19 protein-coding genes are annotated in these 17,307 nt (G+C 59.1%); 8 read left to right on the forward strand and 11 right to left on the reverse strand.

All coding sequences use genetic code 11. From position 1 onward, the window contains the following. Positions 1-158: 158 nt before the first annotated feature. The 3 genes from LOY43_RS08815 to LOY43_RS08825 all read right to left on the reverse strand — a co-directional run bounded on the left by LOY43_RS08815 (position 159) and on the right by LOY43_RS08825 (position 2,964). Complete coding sequence (locus LOY43_RS08815; protein WP_258709478.1) at positions 159-788, reverse strand: LysE family translocator; 630 nt, start codon at positions 786-788, stop codon at positions 159-161. Between the two features lie 90 nt (positions 789-878). Further along, complete coding sequence (locus LOY43_RS08820) at positions 879-2,228, reverse strand: NCS2 family permease (protein WP_007914003.1); 1,350 nt, start codon at positions 2,226-2,228, stop codon at positions 879-881. 289 nt (positions 2,229-2,517) lie between these two features. Next, the gene (locus tag LOY43_RS08825) at positions 2,518-2,964 is read right to left on the reverse strand and encodes a MarR family winged helix-turn-helix transcriptional regulator (RefSeq protein ID WP_093441687.1); all 447 of its coding nucleotides are present in this window, start codon (positions 2,962-2,964) and stop codon (positions 2,518-2,520) included. Between the two features lie 82 nt (positions 2,965-3,046). On the opposite strand from LOY43_RS08825, the gene LOY43_RS08830 reads away from it, so the two are divergent. Further along, the gene (locus tag LOY43_RS08830; RefSeq protein WP_095050920.1) at positions 3,047-4,213 is read left to right on the forward strand and encodes a PLP-dependent aminotransferase family protein; all 1,167 of its coding nucleotides are present in this window, start codon (positions 3,047-3,049) and stop codon (positions 4,211-4,213) included. 113 nt (positions 4,214-4,326) lie between these two features. On the opposite strand, the gene LOY43_RS08835 is transcribed toward LOY43_RS08830, so the two are convergent. From LOY43_RS08835 to LOY43_RS08855, 5 genes are all read right to left on the reverse strand, one after another. After that, on the reverse strand, positions 4,327-4,698 hold the full coding sequence (locus LOY43_RS08835; RefSeq protein ID WP_093441696.1) for a glutathione S-transferase N-terminal domain-containing protein: 372 nt from the start codon (positions 4,696-4,698) through the stop codon (positions 4,327-4,329). Positions 4,699-4,802: 104 nt separating this feature from the next. Continuing rightward, positions 4,803-5,348, reverse strand: coding sequence for a GTP cyclohydrolase I FolE (folE, locus tag LOY43_RS08840; RefSeq protein ID WP_003442011.1), 546 nt, complete (start codon positions 5,346-5,348; stop codon positions 4,803-4,805). Positions 5,349-5,425: 77 nt separating this feature from the next. After that, a complete protein-coding gene (locus tag LOY43_RS08845) occupies positions 5,426-5,983 on the reverse strand; it encodes a Smr/MutS family protein (RefSeq protein ID WP_038366959.1) in 558 nt (185 codons plus the stop codon). A 74-nt stretch (positions 5,984-6,057) separates the two neighbouring features. Further along, positions 6,058-6,378 (reverse strand): hypothetical protein, encoded by a 321-nt coding sequence (locus tag LOY43_RS08850; protein ID WP_007914024.1) that lies wholly within the window; start codon positions 6,376-6,378, stop codon positions 6,058-6,060. Between the two features lie 130 nt (positions 6,379-6,508). Beyond that, positions 6,509-7,099 carry a cysteine hydrolase family protein gene (locus LOY43_RS08855; protein WP_007914026.1) on the reverse strand — a complete coding sequence of 197 codons (591 nt, stop codon included), beginning with the start codon at positions 7,097-7,099 and terminating at the stop codon, positions 6,509-6,511. Between the two features lie 239 nt (positions 7,100-7,338). On the opposite strand from LOY43_RS08855, the gene prmB reads away from it, so the two are divergent. After that, positions 7,339-8,247 (forward strand): 50S ribosomal protein L3 N(5)-glutamine methyltransferase, encoded by a 909-nt coding sequence (gene prmB / locus LOY43_RS08860; protein ID WP_258709479.1) that lies wholly within the window; start codon positions 7,339-7,341, stop codon positions 8,245-8,247. Positions 8,248-8,340: 93 nt separating this feature from the next. Here the strand turns inward: prmB and LOY43_RS08865 are convergent, their stop codons facing one another. Both LOY43_RS08865 and LOY43_RS08870 read right to left on the reverse strand, forming a co-directional pair. Further along, positions 8,341-9,132 (reverse strand): hypothetical protein, encoded by a 792-nt coding sequence (locus LOY43_RS08865; protein ID WP_258709480.1) that lies wholly within the window; start codon positions 9,130-9,132, stop codon positions 8,341-8,343. Positions 9,133-9,231: 99 nt separating this feature from the next. Next, the gene (locus tag LOY43_RS08870) at positions 9,232-10,185 is read right to left on the reverse strand and encodes an alpha/beta hydrolase (RefSeq protein ID WP_220558366.1); all 954 of its coding nucleotides are present in this window, start codon (positions 10,183-10,185) and stop codon (positions 9,232-9,234) included. Between the two features lie 130 nt (positions 10,186-10,315). On the opposite strand from LOY43_RS08870, the gene aroC reads away from it, so the two are divergent. The 5 genes from aroC (at position 10,316) to mtnC (ending at position 14,535) form a co-directional block, all read left to right on the forward strand. Beyond that, positions 10,316-11,407: a chorismate synthase gene (gene aroC / locus LOY43_RS08875; protein ID WP_095050923.1), complete on the forward strand. Its 1,092-nt coding sequence runs from the start codon at positions 10,316-10,318 to the stop codon at positions 11,405-11,407. Positions 11,408-11,438: 31 nt separating this feature from the next. Next, complete coding sequence (locus LOY43_RS08880; RefSeq protein ID WP_258709481.1) at positions 11,439-12,584, forward strand: MFS transporter; 1,146 nt, start codon at positions 11,439-11,441, stop codon at positions 12,582-12,584. Continuing rightward, entirely contained in the window at positions 12,581-13,207 is a 627-nt protein-coding gene (locus LOY43_RS08885; RefSeq protein WP_258709482.1) for a methylthioribulose 1-phosphate dehydratase, read from the forward strand. Before LOY43_RS08880 ends, LOY43_RS08885 begins: the two co-directional genes overlap by 4 nt. Before the next feature lie 94 nt (positions 13,208-13,301). After that, positions 13,302-13,847 (forward strand): acireductone dioxygenase, encoded by a 546-nt coding sequence (locus LOY43_RS08890; protein WP_122594921.1) that lies wholly within the window; start codon positions 13,302-13,304, stop codon positions 13,845-13,847. Between the two features lie 4 nt (positions 13,848-13,851). Then, the gene (gene mtnC, locus LOY43_RS08895; protein ID WP_095124928.1) at positions 13,852-14,535 is read left to right on the forward strand and encodes an acireductone synthase; all 684 of its coding nucleotides are present in this window, start codon (positions 13,852-13,854) and stop codon (positions 14,533-14,535) included. Between the two features lie 180 nt (positions 14,536-14,715). Here mtnC and LOY43_RS08900 read toward each other — a convergent pair whose 3' ends face one another. Further along, positions 14,716-14,994 (reverse strand): DUF3509 domain-containing protein, encoded by a 279-nt coding sequence (locus tag LOY43_RS08900; protein WP_008080936.1) that lies wholly within the window; start codon positions 14,992-14,994, stop codon positions 14,716-14,718. A gap of 390 nt (positions 14,995-15,384) precedes the next feature. On the opposite strand from LOY43_RS08900, the gene LOY43_RS08905 reads away from it, so the two are divergent. Then, a complete protein-coding gene (locus LOY43_RS08905) occupies positions 15,385-17,223 on the forward strand; it encodes a long-chain-acyl-CoA synthetase (protein ID WP_095050928.1) in 1,839 nt (612 codons plus the stop codon). The last annotated feature ends 84 nt before the right edge of the window (positions 17,224-17,307 follow it).

A 17,307-nucleotide genomic window follows, 5' to 3' on the forward strand; every position in this document is an offset into this window, starting at 1 on the left:
AACGGGTTGTTGCTGTGTATTGCGCTTGAGGGATGCAGTTGTTGCGGCGGGGAGATGTCGCGAGCAACACGAGCGGTCGCTGCGAATGCCATCCCTGACTTGAGTTTTTCAAGTCAGGGATGGCTACAGATAAATAAAAAGTTTGTGATCCAAATGTCTCAGTGACTGCTGAGCAACGATGCCGCGCCGGCGCCTCCGAACAAGCCGGCACTGATCCGGTTGAACCAGCTCTGTCCTTTGCCACTGCGCAAGTAACGCGCTGCGCCGTGGGCTCCGAGTCCGTAGGCCAGTTTGCACAGCAGATCCAGCAGGGTCCAGGTGGCGATCATCACCAGCAACTGCGGCAGGAAGGGCTGTTCGGCGCTGAGGAATTGCGGCAGGAAAGCGGCGAAGAACAGGATGTCTTTCGGGTTGCTGGCGCCCAGTACAAAGGCGCGCCCGAACAACGCGCGAAACCGTGGAACGGCGGCAGCTTGTGGCACGACGGCGCCGACCGATGGCTGGCGCGATTGCTGCCAGCTCTGCCAGGCCAGATAGAACAGATAGAGTCCGCCGACGATTTTCAGGGCACTGAACAGTTGCTCCGATGCCAGCAACAAGGCACCCAGCCCCAACGCCGAAGCACTGAGCAGGCAGATAGAGGCGAATACGCCACCGAGAAATGCCGGATAAGAACGGCGCAACCCATAATTCAGACTGTTGCTGATCATCAACAACGACAGTGGCCCTGGAATCAGAATCACCACCAATGCAGCGCCGCTTAACAGCAGCCAGGTTTCCAGACTCATCACTTTCCTCCTTTTTTTGTTGTACTCAAGAATGTGCAAAAGCCCCACCCGATTGGGTGAGGCTGTGTTGAGGCTTGAACCGCGTGACGCTTACAAGAAGATGAACTTGGCGATGAAAATCGCGCAGAGCACCCACAGGCTCACGGAAATTTCCTTGTACTTGCCGGTACCAGCCTTCAACGCCACGTAGGTGATGAAGCCCAGCGCGATGCCGTCGGCGACCGAAAAGGTCAGTGGCATCATGATCGCGGTGACGATGGCCGGGATCGCGTCAGTGGCTTCGTCCCATTCGATGTGGGCCATGCCGCCCATCATCAGCATCGCCACATAGATCAGTGCACCGGCGGTGGCGTAAGCGGGAATCATGCCGGCCAGCGGTGCGAAGAACATCGCCGCTATAAATAGCACACCTACGGTGACTGCGGTAAGACCAGTCCGACCACCAGCGGCTACGCCAGCGGCACTTTCTACGTAACTGGTGACTGGCGGAACACCGACCACGGCACCGAACACGCTGGATGCACTGTCGGCTTTCATCGCGCGGGAGAGGTTTTCGATACGGCCGTCAGCATTCACCAGATTGGCGCGCTGGGCGACGCCCATCAGCGTGCCGGCGGTGTCGAACATGTGCACAAAGAGGAAGGCGAGCACCACGCTGATCATGCTGACGTTAAACACGCCGGCGACGTTCATGGCCATGAAGGTCGGAGCCAGGCTTGGCGGGGTCGACATGATCCCTTCGTAGTGCACGATGCCCAGGCCCCAACCGGCCAGGGTCACGGTGATGATGCTGATGAGGATTGCGCCGAAGACTCGGTGGTAGCTGAGGATCGCGATCATCAGAAAGCAGATGGCCGCGAGCAGTGGGCCAGGTTCGCGCAGGGAGCCGAGTTTGATCAGTGTGGCCGGGCTATCGACGACGATACCCGCGGTTTTCAAGCCGATCAGACCAAGGAACAGGCCGACACCGGCACCCATCGCAAAGCGCAGGCTGACTGGAATGCTGTTCAGCAGCCACTCGCGAATTCGCGAGAAAGTCAGGATCATGAACAGCACACCGGAGACGAACACCGCACCCAGTGCAGTTTCCCAGTTATAGCCCATGGTGCCGACCACGGTGTAAGTGAAGAATGCGTTGAGGCCCATGCCCGGCGCCAGACCCACTGGCCAGTTGGCGTACAGGCCCATCAACAGGCAGCCCAGCGCGGCGGCGATACAGGTGGCGACGAAGGCTGCACCGTGATCGATCCCGGCATCGGCCATGATGTTCGGGTTGACGAAGATGATGTAAGCCATGGTGATGAAGGTTGTCAGACCGGCAATCAGCTCGGTCTTCACCGTGGTGCCGTGCAAGCTGAGTTTAAACAGACGTTCCAGCAAGCCACTGCGTAATGGCGGCGAGAGGTCCAGCGTCGATGCTTCGGATTTGCGGCTTTCCACAGCGAGTACTCCTCAAGAGTTTTATTGTTATTTCCAGGGCCGGACCCATGAGGGGTGGCAGCGGCCCTTTGAGGCATACGCGAATTTGTTGACCATGCGGTCAGGAACTCGCACGCTGTGGATTATGCTTTTGTGTACAAATAAAGCAAATATTGTTTTTGGTTTTGTTTACGAAAGTTCCGTCGATAGCGATATATCGCCTGCACTGGCCCCTTCGCGAGCAGGCTCGCTCCCACGTTTGAAATGCGTGCCCCTGTGTGCGAGCTTGCCCGCGAAGAGGCAGTCCCATTCAGTCGAGAGCCGTCTGACTTTTCCCCAGCGCCATATTCACCGCCAGCCAGCCATTCACCGCCGCCTCGCCAGCCTCGGCAAACACTCGCTCCAGCAATTTCACCTGCTCACGCCGCAGCGCCTGTTCAAACTTCGCGCCTTCGGCCGTCAACTCCAGCAGACGCTTTCGCTTGTCGGCCTCGGACGCCACGCTGTCGACCAGATGCATTTCCTGTAACTGTCGCAACGGCATGTTCAAGGCCTGCTTGCTCACGCCAAGCAATCCCAGCAATTCCTTCACGCTCAAATTCGGGTATCGAGCGATGAAAAACACAATTCGCTGATGTACCCGCGACAGCCCACGGCGCTCGAGCATTTCATCAGCCTTGGCAGTGAAGGCCTGATAGCCGAAGAAAAACGCTTCCATCGCCTGTTGTTGGCTCGCGGGGTTTTTAAGGTCAAGCATATTGACGTACTCGCTCAAGCTGTCGTAATTTCAGTCAACCAGTTTGACTCATTATTCCCATGCCTCGCTACCGGTGACTTCCATGGCCTTTTCCGAACGTGTCGCGCGCCTTAAAAGCTCTTTGATCCGTGAAATCCTTGCCGCCGCCCAGCGCCCGGAGGTCATGTCGTTCGCTGGCGGCTTGCCGGCCGAAGCGATGCTGCCGAAGGTCGAGTGGGCTGACATGCCGCTGTCACTCGGCCAATACGGCATGAGCGAAGGCGAACCGGCATTGCGCGAAGCCTTGGCAGCGGAGGCGAGGGCGCTGGGCCTGGAGTGCACCGCAAGTCAGGTACTGGTGGTCAGCGGCTCGCAGCAAACCCTCGATCTGGCGGCCAAGCTGTACATCGACAAGGGCACGGAAATTCTGCTTGAAGCGCCGACCTATCTCGCCGCATTGCAGATTTTCCAGCTATTCGGCGCCGATTGCCTGACCGTGCCGCAAGAAGCCGACGGCCCGAATCTGGCGCAATTGCGCAGTCGTCTCGAACAGCACCGGCCAGCGTTCATTTACCTGATCCCGACGTTCCAGAATCCGTCCGCCGTGCGTTACAGCGAAGCCAAGCGTGCAGCCGTAGCGGCATTGCTCGACGAATTCGGCGTCACCCTGATCGAGGACGAACCCTACCGCGAGCTGACTTTCGATGGCGGCAGCGCCAAGCCGATTGCCGGGCGTCTGCAGAAGGCGAGCTGGATCTACACCGGCACCGTGTCGAAAACCTTGTTGCCCGGTTTACGCGTCGGTTACTTGATCGCCAGCCCGGACCTGTTCCCGCATCTGCTCAAACTCAAGCAATCGGCAGATCTGCATACCAACCGCATCGGTCAGTGGCAGGCCCTGCAATGGATTGGCAGCGACAAGTATCTGCAGCATCTGAGTGAGTTGCGCGGCTTCTATCGGCAACGGCGCGATGCCTTCCAAACGGCGCTGGAAACGCACTTTTCTGATCTCGCCGACTGGAACATGCCGCAGGGCGGGCTGTTTTTCTGGCTGACGTTGAAGCAGCCGCTGGATACGCGAACGTTGCTCAATGAGGCGTTGGCCAATGACGTGGCGTTTATGCCGGGGGAGCCGTTCTTTCCGGATCCGGATAACCATCATGGGCATTTGCGCTTGAATTTCAGCCACATTGATCCGGCGCGACTGGATGAAGGGCTCAAGCGATTGGCGGCGGTGGTGCGCCAGGCGCTGCTAGAGAAAGCGGCCTGAAAACAATAAACCGGCTCGAGGGCCGGTTTATTTTTGTCTGGGATTTGCGGTGGCTGAGAGGGTCCCTTCGCGAGCCTGCTCGCGAAGGCGTCAATCAACCCACAACATAATCATCAGACAGCGGCAAACCGCTTATCCAGATAATCAATAATCACCTTGGACTCATACATCCAGGTTGTCTGGCCATTCTCTTCAATGCGCAGGCAAGGCACCTTGATCCGGCCACCCTGATCCAGCAGCGTCTGACGATCCTGCTCGTTGTTCTTCGCATCCTTCAGCGCCACCGGTACATTCAGGCGACGCAGTGTGCGGCGGGTTTTCACGCAGAACGGGCAGGCATGGAACTGATACAGGGTCAGGCCTTGCGCGGCGGCGTTGACCTGGGCCTGAGTTTCGGCAGGACGCTGTTTCTTGCCCGGGCGGGTGATGAAGTCGATGAAGATAACCAGTTGGCCGAGGCCGACACGAAGCGCTTTGACGAACACGTTTAAAGCCTCACGGTGCAAATTGAGAAAGGCGCGCAGCTTACCCGATTTTTCACGGACGAAAAAAAACCGGCGATGAATGCCGGTTTTCTTCGCGCAACGAATTACTTGATGAGGCTGAGGAATTCGCTGCGGGTCGCTGCGTTTTCGCGGAACTCACCGAGCATCACCGAAGTGATCATCGACGAATTCTGCTTCTCGACACCGCGCATCATCATGCACATGTGCTTGGCCTCAATCACCACGGCTACGCCCAGCGCGCCGGTGACTTGCATCACTGCATCGGCGATCTGACGGCTGAGGTTTTCCTGGATCTGCAGGCGACGGGCGTACATGTCGACGATCCGCGCGACCTTAGACAGGCCCAGCACTTTGCCGCTCGGGATGTACGCAACATGCGCCTTGCCGATGAACGGCAGCAGGTGGTGTTCGCACAACGAGTACAACTCGATGTCCTTGACCAGCACCATTTCGCTGTTGTCGGAGCTGAACAGGGCACCGTTGGTGACCTCTTCGAGCGTCTGTTCATAACCGCGGCAGAGGTACTGCATGGCTTTGGCGGCACGTTTTGGCGTGTCGAGCAGGCCCTCGCGGGACACGTCCTCGCCCAATTGGCCGAGAATCGCGGTGTAATTCTGTTCCAGGGACATGAAACTACCTGTGGGGATTTTCGCAAAGGGCAAGGGTACGGTGGCGGACACAACCCTGCAAGTTCGGTGTAACGCGATTATTCGTCGCGGCCTTCCATCATGGTGCGTTTGAGCATCACGTAAACCGCGCCGGCACCGCCGTGTTTCGCCTGACACGAGCAGAAACCCAGCACTTGGGCATGCTGGCGCAACCAGGTGTTGACGTGGCTTTTGATCATCGGCCGCTTGCCGTCCAGGCGCACAGCCTTGCCGTGGGTGACGCGTACGCAGCGGATTTCGAATTTAGTCGCTTCGGCAAGAAAGGCCCAGAGGGTTTCGCGGGCCTTTTCCACGCTCATGCCGTGCAGGTCGAGGCTGCCTTCGAACGGGATCTGGCCGACCTTGAGCTTGCGCATCTGACTTTCCTGCACGCCGTCACGGGACCACATCAACTCGTCTTCCGGGCCGACGTCGATCACGAACTGGTCGGACAGACCATCCACGGTAGCGGTGTCGGTGCGCACGGTGGCGGACTGGCGCAGCTTGGCGATCTGTGCGCGGTCAGCCTTGGGTTTGCCGGTGTCGGCGCGGTCGTGCTTGATCGGCTTGACGCCTTGGATCGCACTTTTGAACAGGGAAAAATCGTCGTCTTGCATGTCAGCCTCCGCGAAGGGCGGCCAGTTTACCCAAGTCGAAACAAAACGGCCCGGCAAAAAGCCAGGCCGGTGATTCAGTCGTGTTTTTTCATCAGGTGCGGGGACATGTTCAGTTCCCGAGATTGCCGGGCGCGACGCCGGCAACGACGCCACAGGGCGACACCGAAATACAGAAACAGCAACCCGACTGCCAGAATGATCGCCGAACCCATCGGCGTGGCATTCAAATCACCGAGCGCTGGCGGGCGCCCGAGCAGGCTGGCGGCCCCGGCCATCGCCAGCAGCACACCGAACGTCGCCAGAATGGCGGCAATCGCCGCGCCGAATCGAAAACGCCAGTTGCTTTGGCCTTTGGGCCGCAAGCGGCGTGCGTCAAATCCATCGGATAACTTCATTCCGACCTTCCTCAATGGGTATCGGCCCTTCGACCGTGAGTTGACCGGGTTGTTCCTGAGGCTATGGCATTTGCGGCAAATGAGAGGATTTTGCAGATGAGCGGCGCCGCGAGCCGCCCATCAGAGCCGATCAGATCAGGTCTTGAGTCAACGCGAGCGTGGCGAAATTGTCCGCCATGATCGCCATTTCGGCTTCCTGCACCACGGCGGCGCTGAGCACTCGGCCCTTGAATGGCAGGTCGCGGGTGGCGCAGGCGTCTTCGACCAGAGTGCAGCGGAAACCCAGATTCTTCGCCGCACGTACGGTGGTGCTGACACTGGAGTGGCTCATGAAACCGCAGACGATCAGGTCCAGTGAGCCAAGGTTTTGCAAACGGTCCAGCAACTCGGTGCCGTGGAACGCGCTCGGCAGCAGTTTGCCGATAATGGTTTCATCGCCCTGTGGCTCGAGGCCGGGGATGAATTCGCCGCGTTCGCCCTGCGGGTCGAACAGGCCGCCGACGGTGCCGAGGTGACGCACGTGCACGATCGGCCGACCGGCTGCACGGGCTGCGGCAACCACTTGCTTGATGTTTGCGACGGCCGCGTCCATGCCGCTCAGGGCCAGCGGGCCACTGAGATATTCTTTCTGGGCATCGATGATGACCACGGTGGCATGGCTCAGTGTGGCCGCTGCGTAACCGCGACCGCTGAGTTGAAACATCGTTTTTGGAACGGACATTCTGGGGCTCCTTGGGGTGGGGCTTTTGCGACATTGTCCTCTGGCTGAGCGGTTCTGTGAATCGCTACCATCGTAGGCACCGTCGTTATTGGCCTGCAGCCTTGTCAAGTTACACGTTCTGTTCAATAGCCGATGCAAAAAACAGAAAACTCCTACCGTCGGTGCGATGTTTTTCCTGCGTCGTCGTCGCGCGTTTTGGCTGCTAGAATCGCCAGTCGTTTTTTCTGGAGTTCTGCCCCGTGATCACTTCCCGACTTCGTACCCTGCGCGACCATATTCGTTGGGCCGTCAGCCGCTTCCATGGGGAGGATCTGTTTTTCGGCCATGGCACCGACAATGCCTGGGACGAAGCGCGGCAGCTTGTGCTGGGAGCTTTGCACCTGCCTTGGGAAATCGCCGACAGCTACCTCGATTGCGCGCTGGAAGACGACGAGCTGGTCAATTTGCAGCGTTTGCTCAAGCGCCGTATCGAAGAGCGCATTCCGACCGCTTACCTGTTGGGTGAGGCATGGTTCTGCGGCATGTCGTTCATCGTCGATGAGCGTGTGTTGATCCCGCGCTCGCCGATTGGCGAACTGATCGAAAACCGTTTCGCCCCGTGGATCGGCAGCGAGCCTGCGCGGATTCTCGACCTGTGCACCGGTTCCGGTTGCATCGGTATCGCCTGTGCCTACGAGTTTCAGAACGCCGAAGTGGTGCTGGCCGATCTGTCGTTCGAAGCGCTGGAAGTGGCCAACCAGAACATCGAGCGCCATGGCGTCGATGAGCGCGTCTATACCGTGCAGGGCGATGGGTTTGATGGCTTGCCGGGCCAGCGTTTCGACCTGATCGTGTCGAACCCGCCTTACGTGGATGCGGAAGATTTCGCCGACATGCCGGACGAATATCAGCATGAACCGGAGCTGGGCCTGGCGTGTGGCGACGATGGCTTGAACCTGGTGCGACGCATGCTCGCTGAAGCGGCCGATCATCTGACCGAGAAGGGGTTGTTGATTGTCGAGGTGGGCAACAGCCAGGTACACGTTGACGCGTTGTACCCGGAAGTCGATTTCGCCTGGCTCGAATTCGAGCGTGGCGGGCATGGCGTGTTCATGTTGACGGCGGAACAGTGCCGCGATCATCAGGCCTTGTTCGCTTCCCGCGTCTGACCCGTTAAAAGCAAAAGATCGCAGCCTTCGGCAGCTCCTACAGGGATTACCGCATTCCAATGAAGGAGCTGCCGAAGGCTGCGATCTTTTGATCTACCGGTGCGTAGCAATCCAGATCAGCAGCCCCGCCTGAAACACCGCAAACGCCACCAGACAGGTAATGGTGAAACGCAGCCCGGCGTCTTCACGCTTGAACTTGCTGACCTTCTCTTCCTGTTTCTTCAGCTTCACTTCCTGCTCAGCCAGATTCTGTTCGGCCTGCTGCAGCATCTGTGCCGCTTCAAGAATCTCGACGATCTGCAGCTTTTCGCTGTTCCAGTCGCCGAGCAAATCGCCGACCAATACATCCTTGACGCTGCCCTTCAAGTGCTGGGCATCGGCGTACACCACATCAAAACCATGCACCCGCAGGAAATGATCGCGACGCAGACGGGTGTCTTCGTTCAGCGCGTCCTTGTTGTTCAAGTCCATGCCGTCAACGGTGTAGGTCGGCCAGCGCTTTTTCGCCCAATTGATGCCTTGCGCGGCCATGTAACGGCCGATGCCACGGTTCATTGGTTCGATCTGCAAGCCACTGTCGGGGCCGAAGTGCACACGTTTGGTCATGTGATCGACCCACACGTCCAGCTGATTCTGCTCTTTGCGCACACGCTGGCCGGGCAGCTTGATCGTCATGCGCATCAGGCTTTTTTCTTTGCTGTTGCGCTCGGCATAGCCGAATTCGACGAAGCGCAAGGGGCGGCCGCCAGTGTTGCGGTCGGTCTGCAATGGGGCCAGGCGGAGCATCTTGTGGTGCTCGACGTGGACATCCGCCCACGGCAGCTCGACCGCTGGCGGTGCGTCTTTTTCAGCGGTGGTGTCGGGTGAAGTCGGGGTATCAGTCATAACGGCGAGATCCTGTCCAAGCCCTGCTTGTCGCCAGCCGTTGCGCTGGCGACAAAGGCTTATCGGCCGTTTTTTGCAGGACTAGAGGGTAAACCGCGCTTAACGGGTGCGAAGTCCGTCAATAAACTCGATGATCTTCGCGCCAAGTTCCGCCGCCAGTGGCAAATTCGGATCCTTGTACGAAGCCAATTGCCGCTTCATATCGTTGTGGACGATGCGCATGACGTGGTTCATGCCGTCGATCACCGCCAGTTCGGCGTCGGGTTTGGCGGCTTTCAGCGCCCGCGCATCGCCAACGCCGACCTGCATGTCGTTGCTGCCCTGGACGATCAGCGCCGGCATCTTCAATTGCGCGAAGGCTTTCGCGGGATCCTGACGGAACAGCGAAATCAGATACGGCTGCACGCTCGGGCGGAAAATCACCTGCAGCGGTTGCGGCACATTGTCGTCAGTCTGGCCGGCCTTGAGGCTGTCGAGCAATTCATTGCTGCGTAGCATCAACGGAGGTGGGAGGCTGCGAGCCAATTGCTCGCGGATCACCTGATCGACCGGGCGCGCGCTGCCGGACAGGGAAATCACCGCAGCGGCGTCCACTTTCGGCGCGGCGAGGCTGGCAATCAGCGCGCCTTCACTGTGGCCGAGCAGGATCAGCTTGCCGAAACGCGGGTCAGTCTTGAGCTTCTGCCCCCATGCCACCGCGTCCGCCGCGTAGGCCTCCACCGACAAATTGCGCTCATCCGGCGTTGCCGCCAGGCTCGCCGCAACACCGCGCTTGTCGTAACGCACACTGGCGATATTGTGTTTGGCCAGCACCCACGCCAGGCGCTTGAGGCTGTCGTTGCGCCCGCCGTCGGGGTTGTTTCCGTCGCGATCCGTAGGACCGGAGCCAGAAATAATCAGGACAACCGGCACAGGGTTGTCAGATTTTGGCAGCAGCAGCGAACCGAAAAGTTCGCCGGTGCCGGTATCCAAAGTGACCGGGCGTTGTAGGACCGTCGCTTGGGCAAAGCCCGTAAAGAGGGTAAGACTCAAGATCAAAACTCGCAGCATCATCACGCCATCATTCGCCAAGGTGCCGGTTGGACTCGCCAGCACCACTAAGGTTCGAGGATGAACTACTCGGTTAGCCTGCGTATACTGGCGCGCATCACGAATTTGGGTTTGATTTCACGGAGCGTCCTGCATGTCCGGCAATACCTACGGCAAGTTGTTCACTGTCACCACCGCTGGCGAGAGCCATGGTCCGGCGTTGGTCGCCATTGTCGACGGCTGCCCGCCGGGCCTGGAGATCTCCCTCGAAGACCTGCAGCGCGACCTCGATCGCCGCAAGCCAGGCACCAGCCGCCACACCACCCAGCGTCAGGAAGCCGACGAAGTCGAAATCCTCTCTGGCGTATTCGAAGGCCGCACCACCGGTTGCTCGATCGGCCTGCTGATCCGCAACACCGACCAGAAGTCCAAGGACTACTCGGCGATCAAGGATCTGTTCCGCCCAGCCCACGCCGACTACACCTACCACCACAAATACGGCGAGCGCGACTACCGTGGCGGTGGTCGCAGCTCGGCGCGCGAAACCGCGATGCGCGTGGCGGCCGGTGCGATTGCGAAGAAATACCTGGCCACCCAAGGCATCGTCATTCGTGGCTACATGAGCCAGCTCGGCCCGATCGAAATCCCGTTCAAGACCTGGGATTCGGTGGAAGAGAACGCTTTCTTCTGCCCGGACCCGGACAAAGTGCCGGAGCTTGAGGCCTACATGGATCAATTGCGTCGCGATCAAGACTCGGTTGGGGCGAAGATCACTGTCGTTGCCGAAGGCGTGATGCCGGGTCTGGGCGAGCCGATCTTCGATCGCCTCGATGCTGAACTGGCCCACGCACTGATGAGCATCAACGCGGTGAAAGGCGTGGAAATCGGCGCCGGTTTTGCCTCGGTTGCCCAGCGCGGCACCGAGCACCGCGATGAAATGACCCCGGAAGGTTTCCTCAGCAACAACGCGGGCGGCATCCTCGGTGGTATCTCGTCCGGTCAGCCGATCGTTGCGCATCTGGCCTTGAAGCCGACGTCGAGCATCACCACCCCGGGCCGTTCGATCGATATCCACGGCAACCCTGTGGACGTGATCACCAAGGGCCGTCACGACCCGTGCGTCGGCATCCGCGCCACGCCGATTGCCGAAGCGATGATGGCCATCGTGCTGATGGATCACTTGCTGCGTCACCGTGGCCAGAACGCCGATGTGCGCGTGAGCACCCCGGTGCTGAGCCAGCTTTGATGGCGGGCTCTGAAGCCGTCGCGGCATAACCGTGACGGCGCTCCCTTACTGGCGGCTGTCCAGTTTCTATCTGTTCTATTTCGCCTTGCTCGGGTCGACAGCGCCGTTTCTGGCGCTGTACTTCGACCACCTCGGCTTCAGTCCCGCGCGGATCGGTGAGCTGGTCGCGATCCCGATGCTGATGCGCTGTGTGGCGCCGAACATCTGGGGCTGGCTCGGCGATTACACCGGCAAACGCCTGGCCATCGTGCGCTTCGGCGCGGTGTGTACGCTGCTGACTTTTTCGTTGATTTTCGTCAGCAAAACCTACGCCTGGCTGGCGGTGGTCATGGCGCTGCACGCGTTCTTCTGGCACGCGGTGCTGCCGCAGTTCGAAGTCATCACCCTGGCGCATTTGCAGGGGCAGACCTCGCGCTACAGCCAAATCCGCTTATGGGGCTCGATCGGTTTCATCATCACCGTGGTCGCGCTTGGCCGACTGTTCGAATGGCTCAGCCTCGATATCTACCCGGCGGCGCTGGTGCTGATCATGGCTGGCATCGTCCTCAGCAGCTTGTGGGTGCCGAACGCGCAACCGCCGCAAGGCAATCGGCCGAGCGGGGAGGGCTTTCTCAAGCAACTGCGCAACCCCGGCGTGCTGGCGTTCTATGGCTGCGTGGCGCTGATGCAATTGAGCCACGGCCCGTATTACACCTTTCTGACCTTGCACCTTGAACGCCTCGGCTACACCCGCGGCACCATCGGCATGCTCTGGGCCGTGGGTGTCGTTGCCGAAGTGCTGATGTTCATGGCGATGAGCCGGATTCTTGCGCGGTTTTCCCTGCGCCGGGTGCTGATGGCAAGTTTTCTGCTGGCGGCGCTGCGCTGGTTGCTGCTAGGTTCGTTCGCCGAGTTCTTGTGGGTGCTGTTGTTTGCGCAGGTGCTTCACGCGGCGACCTTCGGCAGTTTTCACGCCGCTGCCATCGCTTTCGTGCAACGTAGCTTCGGCGCGCGCCAGCAAGGGCAGGGCCAGGCGCTGTACGCCGCACTGGCCGGCACCGGCGGCGCCATGGGCGCGTTGTATTCCGGCTACAGCTGGAATGCCCTCGGCGCGACATTGACCTTTAGTATTGCCAGTCTCGCGGCGCTCGCTGCTGCCGTTATCATTGCCACACGTATGCAAGAGGACAGGCCATGAGCCTTACGCGTGAACAACTCGCCCAGCAAATCGTCGATGCCGGGCGCTTTCTTTATGGTCGCGGCTGGTCGCCGGCCACCAGCAGCAACTATTCGACGCGCCTCTCGCCAAGCGAAGCGCTGCTGACCGTGTCGGGCAAGCACAAGGGCCAGTTGAGTGTGGACGATGTGCTCGCCACCGACCTTTCCGGCAATAGCCTGGAACCGGGCAAAAAGCCGTCCGCCGAAACCCTGCTGCACACCCAGCTGTATAGCTGGCGGCCGGAGATCGGCGCAGTGCTGCACACCCATTCGGTCAATGCCACGGTGCTGTCGCGCCTGACTCCGCAAGACTTTATCGAGTTCGAAGACTACGAGCTGCAAAAAGCCTTCAGTGGCATCTCGACCCACGAATCGTGGGTGCGCGTGCCGATTTTCGACAACGATCAGGACATTGCGCGCCTCGCCGCCAAGGTGCAGCCTTGGCTCGACGCCCATCCTGATTGTGTCGGTTACCTGATTCGCGGCCACGGCCTCTACACCTGGGGCGCGCAGATGAACGACGCGCTGCGGCAGATCGAGGCCTTTGAATTTCTGTTTGAATGCGAGTTGAAAACCCGCAGCGTCATGAACCGCCAAGGCTGACTTCACCAGAAGTAGCCCATTTGCCTGATGAAATGCTGTGCCCGACCGGTCTGCAAGAACCGGACGGCAAGGCCGATACCGAGGAATTGCCCCAATGAGCAGCCTGTCCGTCTATCACGTCTCAAGCCCTGAGATTCCGAACAAGGTGCTGACCCACTTTGAAGACATCGCCTCGACCCTGGCCGAGCAGGGCGTGCGCTTCGACCGCTGGCAAGCCGCCGCGAAAATCCAGCCCGGCGCCACCCAGGAAGAGGTGATCAGCGCCTATAAAGAGCAGATCGACCAACTGATGACCGAGCGCGGTTACATCACCGTCGACGTCATCAGCCTGAACAGCGATCACCCGCAAAAAGCCGAGCTGCGCGCCAAGTTTCTCGAAGAGCATCGCCATGGCGAAGACGAAGTCAGATTTTTCGTCGCCGGCCGTGGGTTGTTTACCTTGCACATCGATGATTACGTCTACGCCGTACTCTGCGAAAAGAACGATTTGATCTCGGTGCCGGCCGGCACCAAGCACTGGTTCGACATGGGCGAGCATCCGCACTTTGTCGCGATCCGTCTGTTCAACAACCCTGAAGGCTGGGTTGCCAATTTCACCGGCGAAGACATCGCCGGCCGCTTCCCGCGTCTGGAGGACTGATTCGATGTCGATCAAAGCCATTGTTACGGACATCGAAGGCACTACCAGCGCGGTGAGTTTCGTCTTCGACGTGCTGTTTCCGTATGCCGCTAAACACCTGCCGGAATTTGTCCGCCAGAACGCCGAGCGCCCCGATGTGGCCGAGCAACTGGAGGCCGTGCGCCGTGACAGCAATGCGCCGCAGGCCGATGTTGAACGGGTTGTTGAAATTCTCTTGAGCTGGATCGAGGAAGATCGCAAAGCCACGCCGCTCAAGGCCTTGCAAGGCATGGTCTGGGCGCAGGGTTATCACGCCGGGCAATTGAAGGGGCATGTTTACCCGGATGCCGTTGAAGCGCTGCAGCGCTGGCATGCTGCCGGTTATCAACTATTTGTGTACTCGTCGGGTTCGATTCAGGCGCAGAAACTGATTTTCGGCTGCTCGGAGGCGGGGGATCTGACGCCGTTGTTCAGTGGTTATTTCGACACGACTTCAGGGCCCAAGCGTGAGGCGCAGTCCTACACCAATATTCAGAAAGCCATCGGCGTTGAACCGGGAGAGATCCTGTTTCTCTCGGACATTGTTGAAGAACTCGACGCCGCTCAGTCGGCAGGCATGCAAACCTGCGGCCTAGCCCGCGAAGGCGGGGAGCTGGGCAGCCATATCACTGTCGACACGTTCACCGGAATAGAACCCGAAGCCTTCTGACCTCACCGATCTAGTGTGGGAGCGAGCCTGCTCGCGAAAGCGTGCGTTCAGCCAGCATTTTCAGTGGCTGACACACCCTATTCGCGAGCAGGCTCGCTCCCACAGGTTTTGCATAAGCCACAAAAAACAGGCCGTGAAGCGAAAGCTCCACGGCCTGTTTTGTTTAATGCGCTTTAAAAATTACAGCGAGTGATATGTCGGCAGAGCAAAACGCTGCTGGCTCTGCAGCATGGCAATTTGCGGCAACTCACTGGCTTGTTCTGCCAGGTCACGACGAATTGCACTGATCGCCCACGACAGTTGGTCGCCGGCATGCAGTTGTTGATAAGTCAGTGCGCGTTTGAACACTTTGCCGTCGCTGCTGCGCAGGGTCAGCAGGATCCCGCCATCGGGACGTGGCGCAGTGGTGACGTCGAAGTTGGAGAACAGGGAGGTAAATTTTTCTTGGATCAGGCTCATGTCTTTCAGCTCCGTATGCACTTGAATGGCAAGCATGCAGAGGAGGTTGCAGCGATTGTGCCAGCATTTGAAAATAAAATAATCGTTATAAATCAAAGAGTTAAAAATAATGAAAATTCAGGTTGTCGTGCAAAGTGCATGAATGGCCATCGTGCATCCTGCATTTTGCGGGATCGATATCGATTCGATTGAACCAATCGCAGATCCGCAGATCCGCTGCGCTCGCTAAAGAGCAGCGGATACAAAACATTGCAAAAACCGCGTGTACAGCCCGAGAAGCGCTGACGTATTTTCGACCTCGACCTGTGCTCGAATGCGCCGGTTGCTTCAAGTCAAAGCCCGAAAAATAAAAACATCGACCTGCACGTCAAGGTCGAACGGGGAGTTGTCATGAGTCACGCGCCAAGCGACACGATTACCTGGGGCATGATGCTCCGCAAACTGCCGATGATTGCCAAAGCCATCCCGCGGGTGGTCAAGGGCATGAAGGTGGCCAACGTCACGGATCCGACCCAAAGCTGTGGCCTTGGCTGGACATTCGAGCAAGCGACACTGCGCAATCCCGAGGGGCCGGCGTTATTGCACGGCGATGTGCGGCTGACCTATGCGCAGGTCAACCAGTGGGCCAACCGCATCGCTCACTATCTGAACGGGCAGGGCATCGGCAAGGGCGACGTGGTCGCGGTGTTTATCGAAAACCGCCCGGAACTGCTGGTGACCATTCTGGCGCTGGCCAAGGTCGGCGCGGTCAGCGCGCTGCTCAACACCTCGCAGACGCGTGACACACTTGTCCACAGTGTGAATCTGGTGGCGCCGGTGGCGATTATTGTGGGCGAAGAACTGCTTGCGGCGTATGCGGCGATTCGCGATCAAGTAGCGATCACTGCACCGCGCACCTGGTTTGTCGCCGATCAGGACACCTACAGCCATCCGGGCATTGCGCCCGACGGGTACGTCAACCTGATCAGCGCCAGTGCCGACGCCTCCAGCGAGAATCCGCCGAGCAGCCAGCAGATCTTCTTCGACGACCCGTGTTTCTACATTTATACCTCCGGCACCACCGGCCTGCCCAAGGCCGGGGTGTTCAAGCATGGGCGCTGGATGCGCAGCTCCGCCAGTTTCGGCATGATCGCCCTTAACATGAGTCCAGACGATGTCGTCTATTGCACTTTGCCGCTGTACCACGCCACCGGTCTTTGCGTGTGCTGGGGTTCGGCGGTAAACGGTGCCTCGGGCTTCGCGATCCGTCGCAAGTTCAGCGCCAGTCAGTTCTGGAGCGACGTGCGCCGCTACCGTGCAACCACCATTGGTTACGTCGGCGAGCTGTGCCGTTACCTGGTCGATCAACCGGCCAGCGCCGATGACAGCCGTCACGATGTGCGCAAGATGATCGGCAACGGCTTGCGCCCCGGCGCTTGGGCCGAGTTCAAGACACGTTTTGCCGTCGAGCACATCTGTGAGCTGTACGCGGCGAGCGACGGCAACATCGGATTCACCAACATTCTCAACTTCGACAACACCATCGGTTTCTCCCTGATGGCTTGGGAATTGGTCGCCTACGATCATGACAGCGGCGAGCCGATCCGCAGTCCTGACGGATTCATGCGCAAGGTCGGCAAAGGCGAGCAGGGGCTTTTGCTGGCACGGATCGATGAAAAAGCTCCATTGGACGGCTACACCGATCCACAGAAAACCGCCAAGGTCGTGTTGCACGACGTGTTTAGCAAAGGCGATCGTTTTTTCAACACCGGCGACCTGCTACGCAACATCGGCTTCGGCCACGCTCAATTTGTCGATCGCCTCGGCGACACCTATCGCTGGAAGGGCGAAAACGTCTCGACCACCGAAGTCGAAAATCTTCTGCTGCAACACCCGCATATTTCCGAGGCGGTGGCTTATGGCGTGGAGATCTGCAATACCAACGGCCGCGCCGGTATGGCGGCGATCACCCCGGCGGAATCCCTTGCGACGCTGGATTTCGCCGAGTTGCTGACTTTTGCCCGGGAGCGCATGCCAGCTTATGCCGTGCCGTTGTTCCTGCGAGTGAAGGTCAAGATGGAAACCACTGGCACCTTCAAATACCAGAAAACCCGACTCAAGAACGAGGGCTTCGATCCCGGCCAGACGGGGGATGACCCGATCTTCGCATGGCTGCCCGGCACGCAGACTTACGTTCGGGTCACCGATGAAGTGTTGGCGGAAATTCATCAGGGCAAGCATCGTTATTGAATCTGGCTATGGCTCGACTTGAGAAAAAGGGGGTGACAGCCACCGTCTCGCTCGGGAAACTGTCGGCTTTCCGATTGACCGAAA

Origin of the sequence: Pseudomonas sp. B21-041, from assembly GCF_024748675.1 — a bacterium.
Taxonomy (GTDB): Bacteria; Pseudomonadota; Gammaproteobacteria; order Pseudomonadales; family Pseudomonadaceae; genus Aquipseudomonas; species Aquipseudomonas neuropathica.

What these genes read in the sequence shown, in the direction of transcription:
- LOY43_RS08815 (WP_258709478.1), bottom strand. Translation starts at nt 788, where the DNA reads ATGAGTCTGGAAACCTGGCTGCTGTTAAGCGGCGCTGCATTGGTGGTG.
- LOY43_RS08825 (WP_093441687.1), bottom strand. Translation starts at nt 2,964, where the DNA reads ATGCTTGACCTTAAAAACCCCGCGAGCCAACAACAGGCGATGGAAGCG.
- LOY43_RS08830 (WP_095050920.1), top strand. Translation starts at nt 3,047, where the DNA reads ATGGCCTTTTCCGAACGTGTCGCGCGCCTTAAAAGCTCTTTGATCCGT.
- folE (WP_003442011.1), bottom strand. Translation starts at nt 5,348, where the DNA reads ATGTCCCTGGAACAGAATTACACCGCGATTCTCGGCCAATTGGGCGAG.
- LOY43_RS08845 (WP_038366959.1), bottom strand. Translation starts at nt 5,983, where the DNA reads ATGCAAGACGACGATTTTTCCCTGTTCAAAAGTGCGATCCAAGGCGTC.
- LOY43_RS08850 (WP_007914024.1), bottom strand. Translation starts at nt 6,378, where the DNA reads ATGAAGTTATCCGATGGATTTGACGCACGCCGCTTGCGGCCCAAAGGC.
- LOY43_RS08855 (WP_007914026.1), bottom strand. Translation starts at nt 7,099, where the DNA reads ATGTCCGTTCCAAAAACGATGTTTCAACTCAGCGGTCGCGGTTACGCA.
- LOY43_RS08865 (WP_258709480.1), bottom strand. Translation starts at nt 9,132, where the DNA reads ATGACTGATACCCCGACTTCACCCGACACCACCGCTGAAAAAGACGCA.
- LOY43_RS08870 (WP_220558366.1), bottom strand. Translation starts at nt 10,185, where the DNA reads ATGATGCTGCGAGTTTTGATCTTGAGTCTTACCCTCTTTACGGGCTTT.
- aroC (WP_095050923.1), top strand. Translation starts at nt 10,316, where the DNA reads ATGTCCGGCAATACCTACGGCAAGTTGTTCACTGTCACCACCGCTGGC.
- LOY43_RS08885 (WP_258709482.1), top strand. Translation starts at nt 12,581, where the DNA reads ATGAGCCTTACGCGTGAACAACTCGCCCAGCAAATCGTCGATGCCGGG.
- LOY43_RS08890 (WP_122594921.1), top strand. Translation starts at nt 13,302, where the DNA reads ATGAGCAGCCTGTCCGTCTATCACGTCTCAAGCCCTGAGATTCCGAAC.
- mtnC (WP_095124928.1), top strand. Translation starts at nt 13,852, where the DNA reads ATGTCGATCAAAGCCATTGTTACGGACATCGAAGGCACTACCAGCGCG.
- LOY43_RS08900 (WP_008080936.1), bottom strand. Translation starts at nt 14,994, where the DNA reads ATGAGCCTGATCCAAGAAAAATTTACCTCCCTGTTCTCCAACTTCGAC.
- LOY43_RS08905 (WP_095050928.1), top strand. Translation starts at nt 15,385, where the DNA reads ATGAGTCACGCGCCAAGCGACACGATTACCTGGGGCATGATGCTCCGC.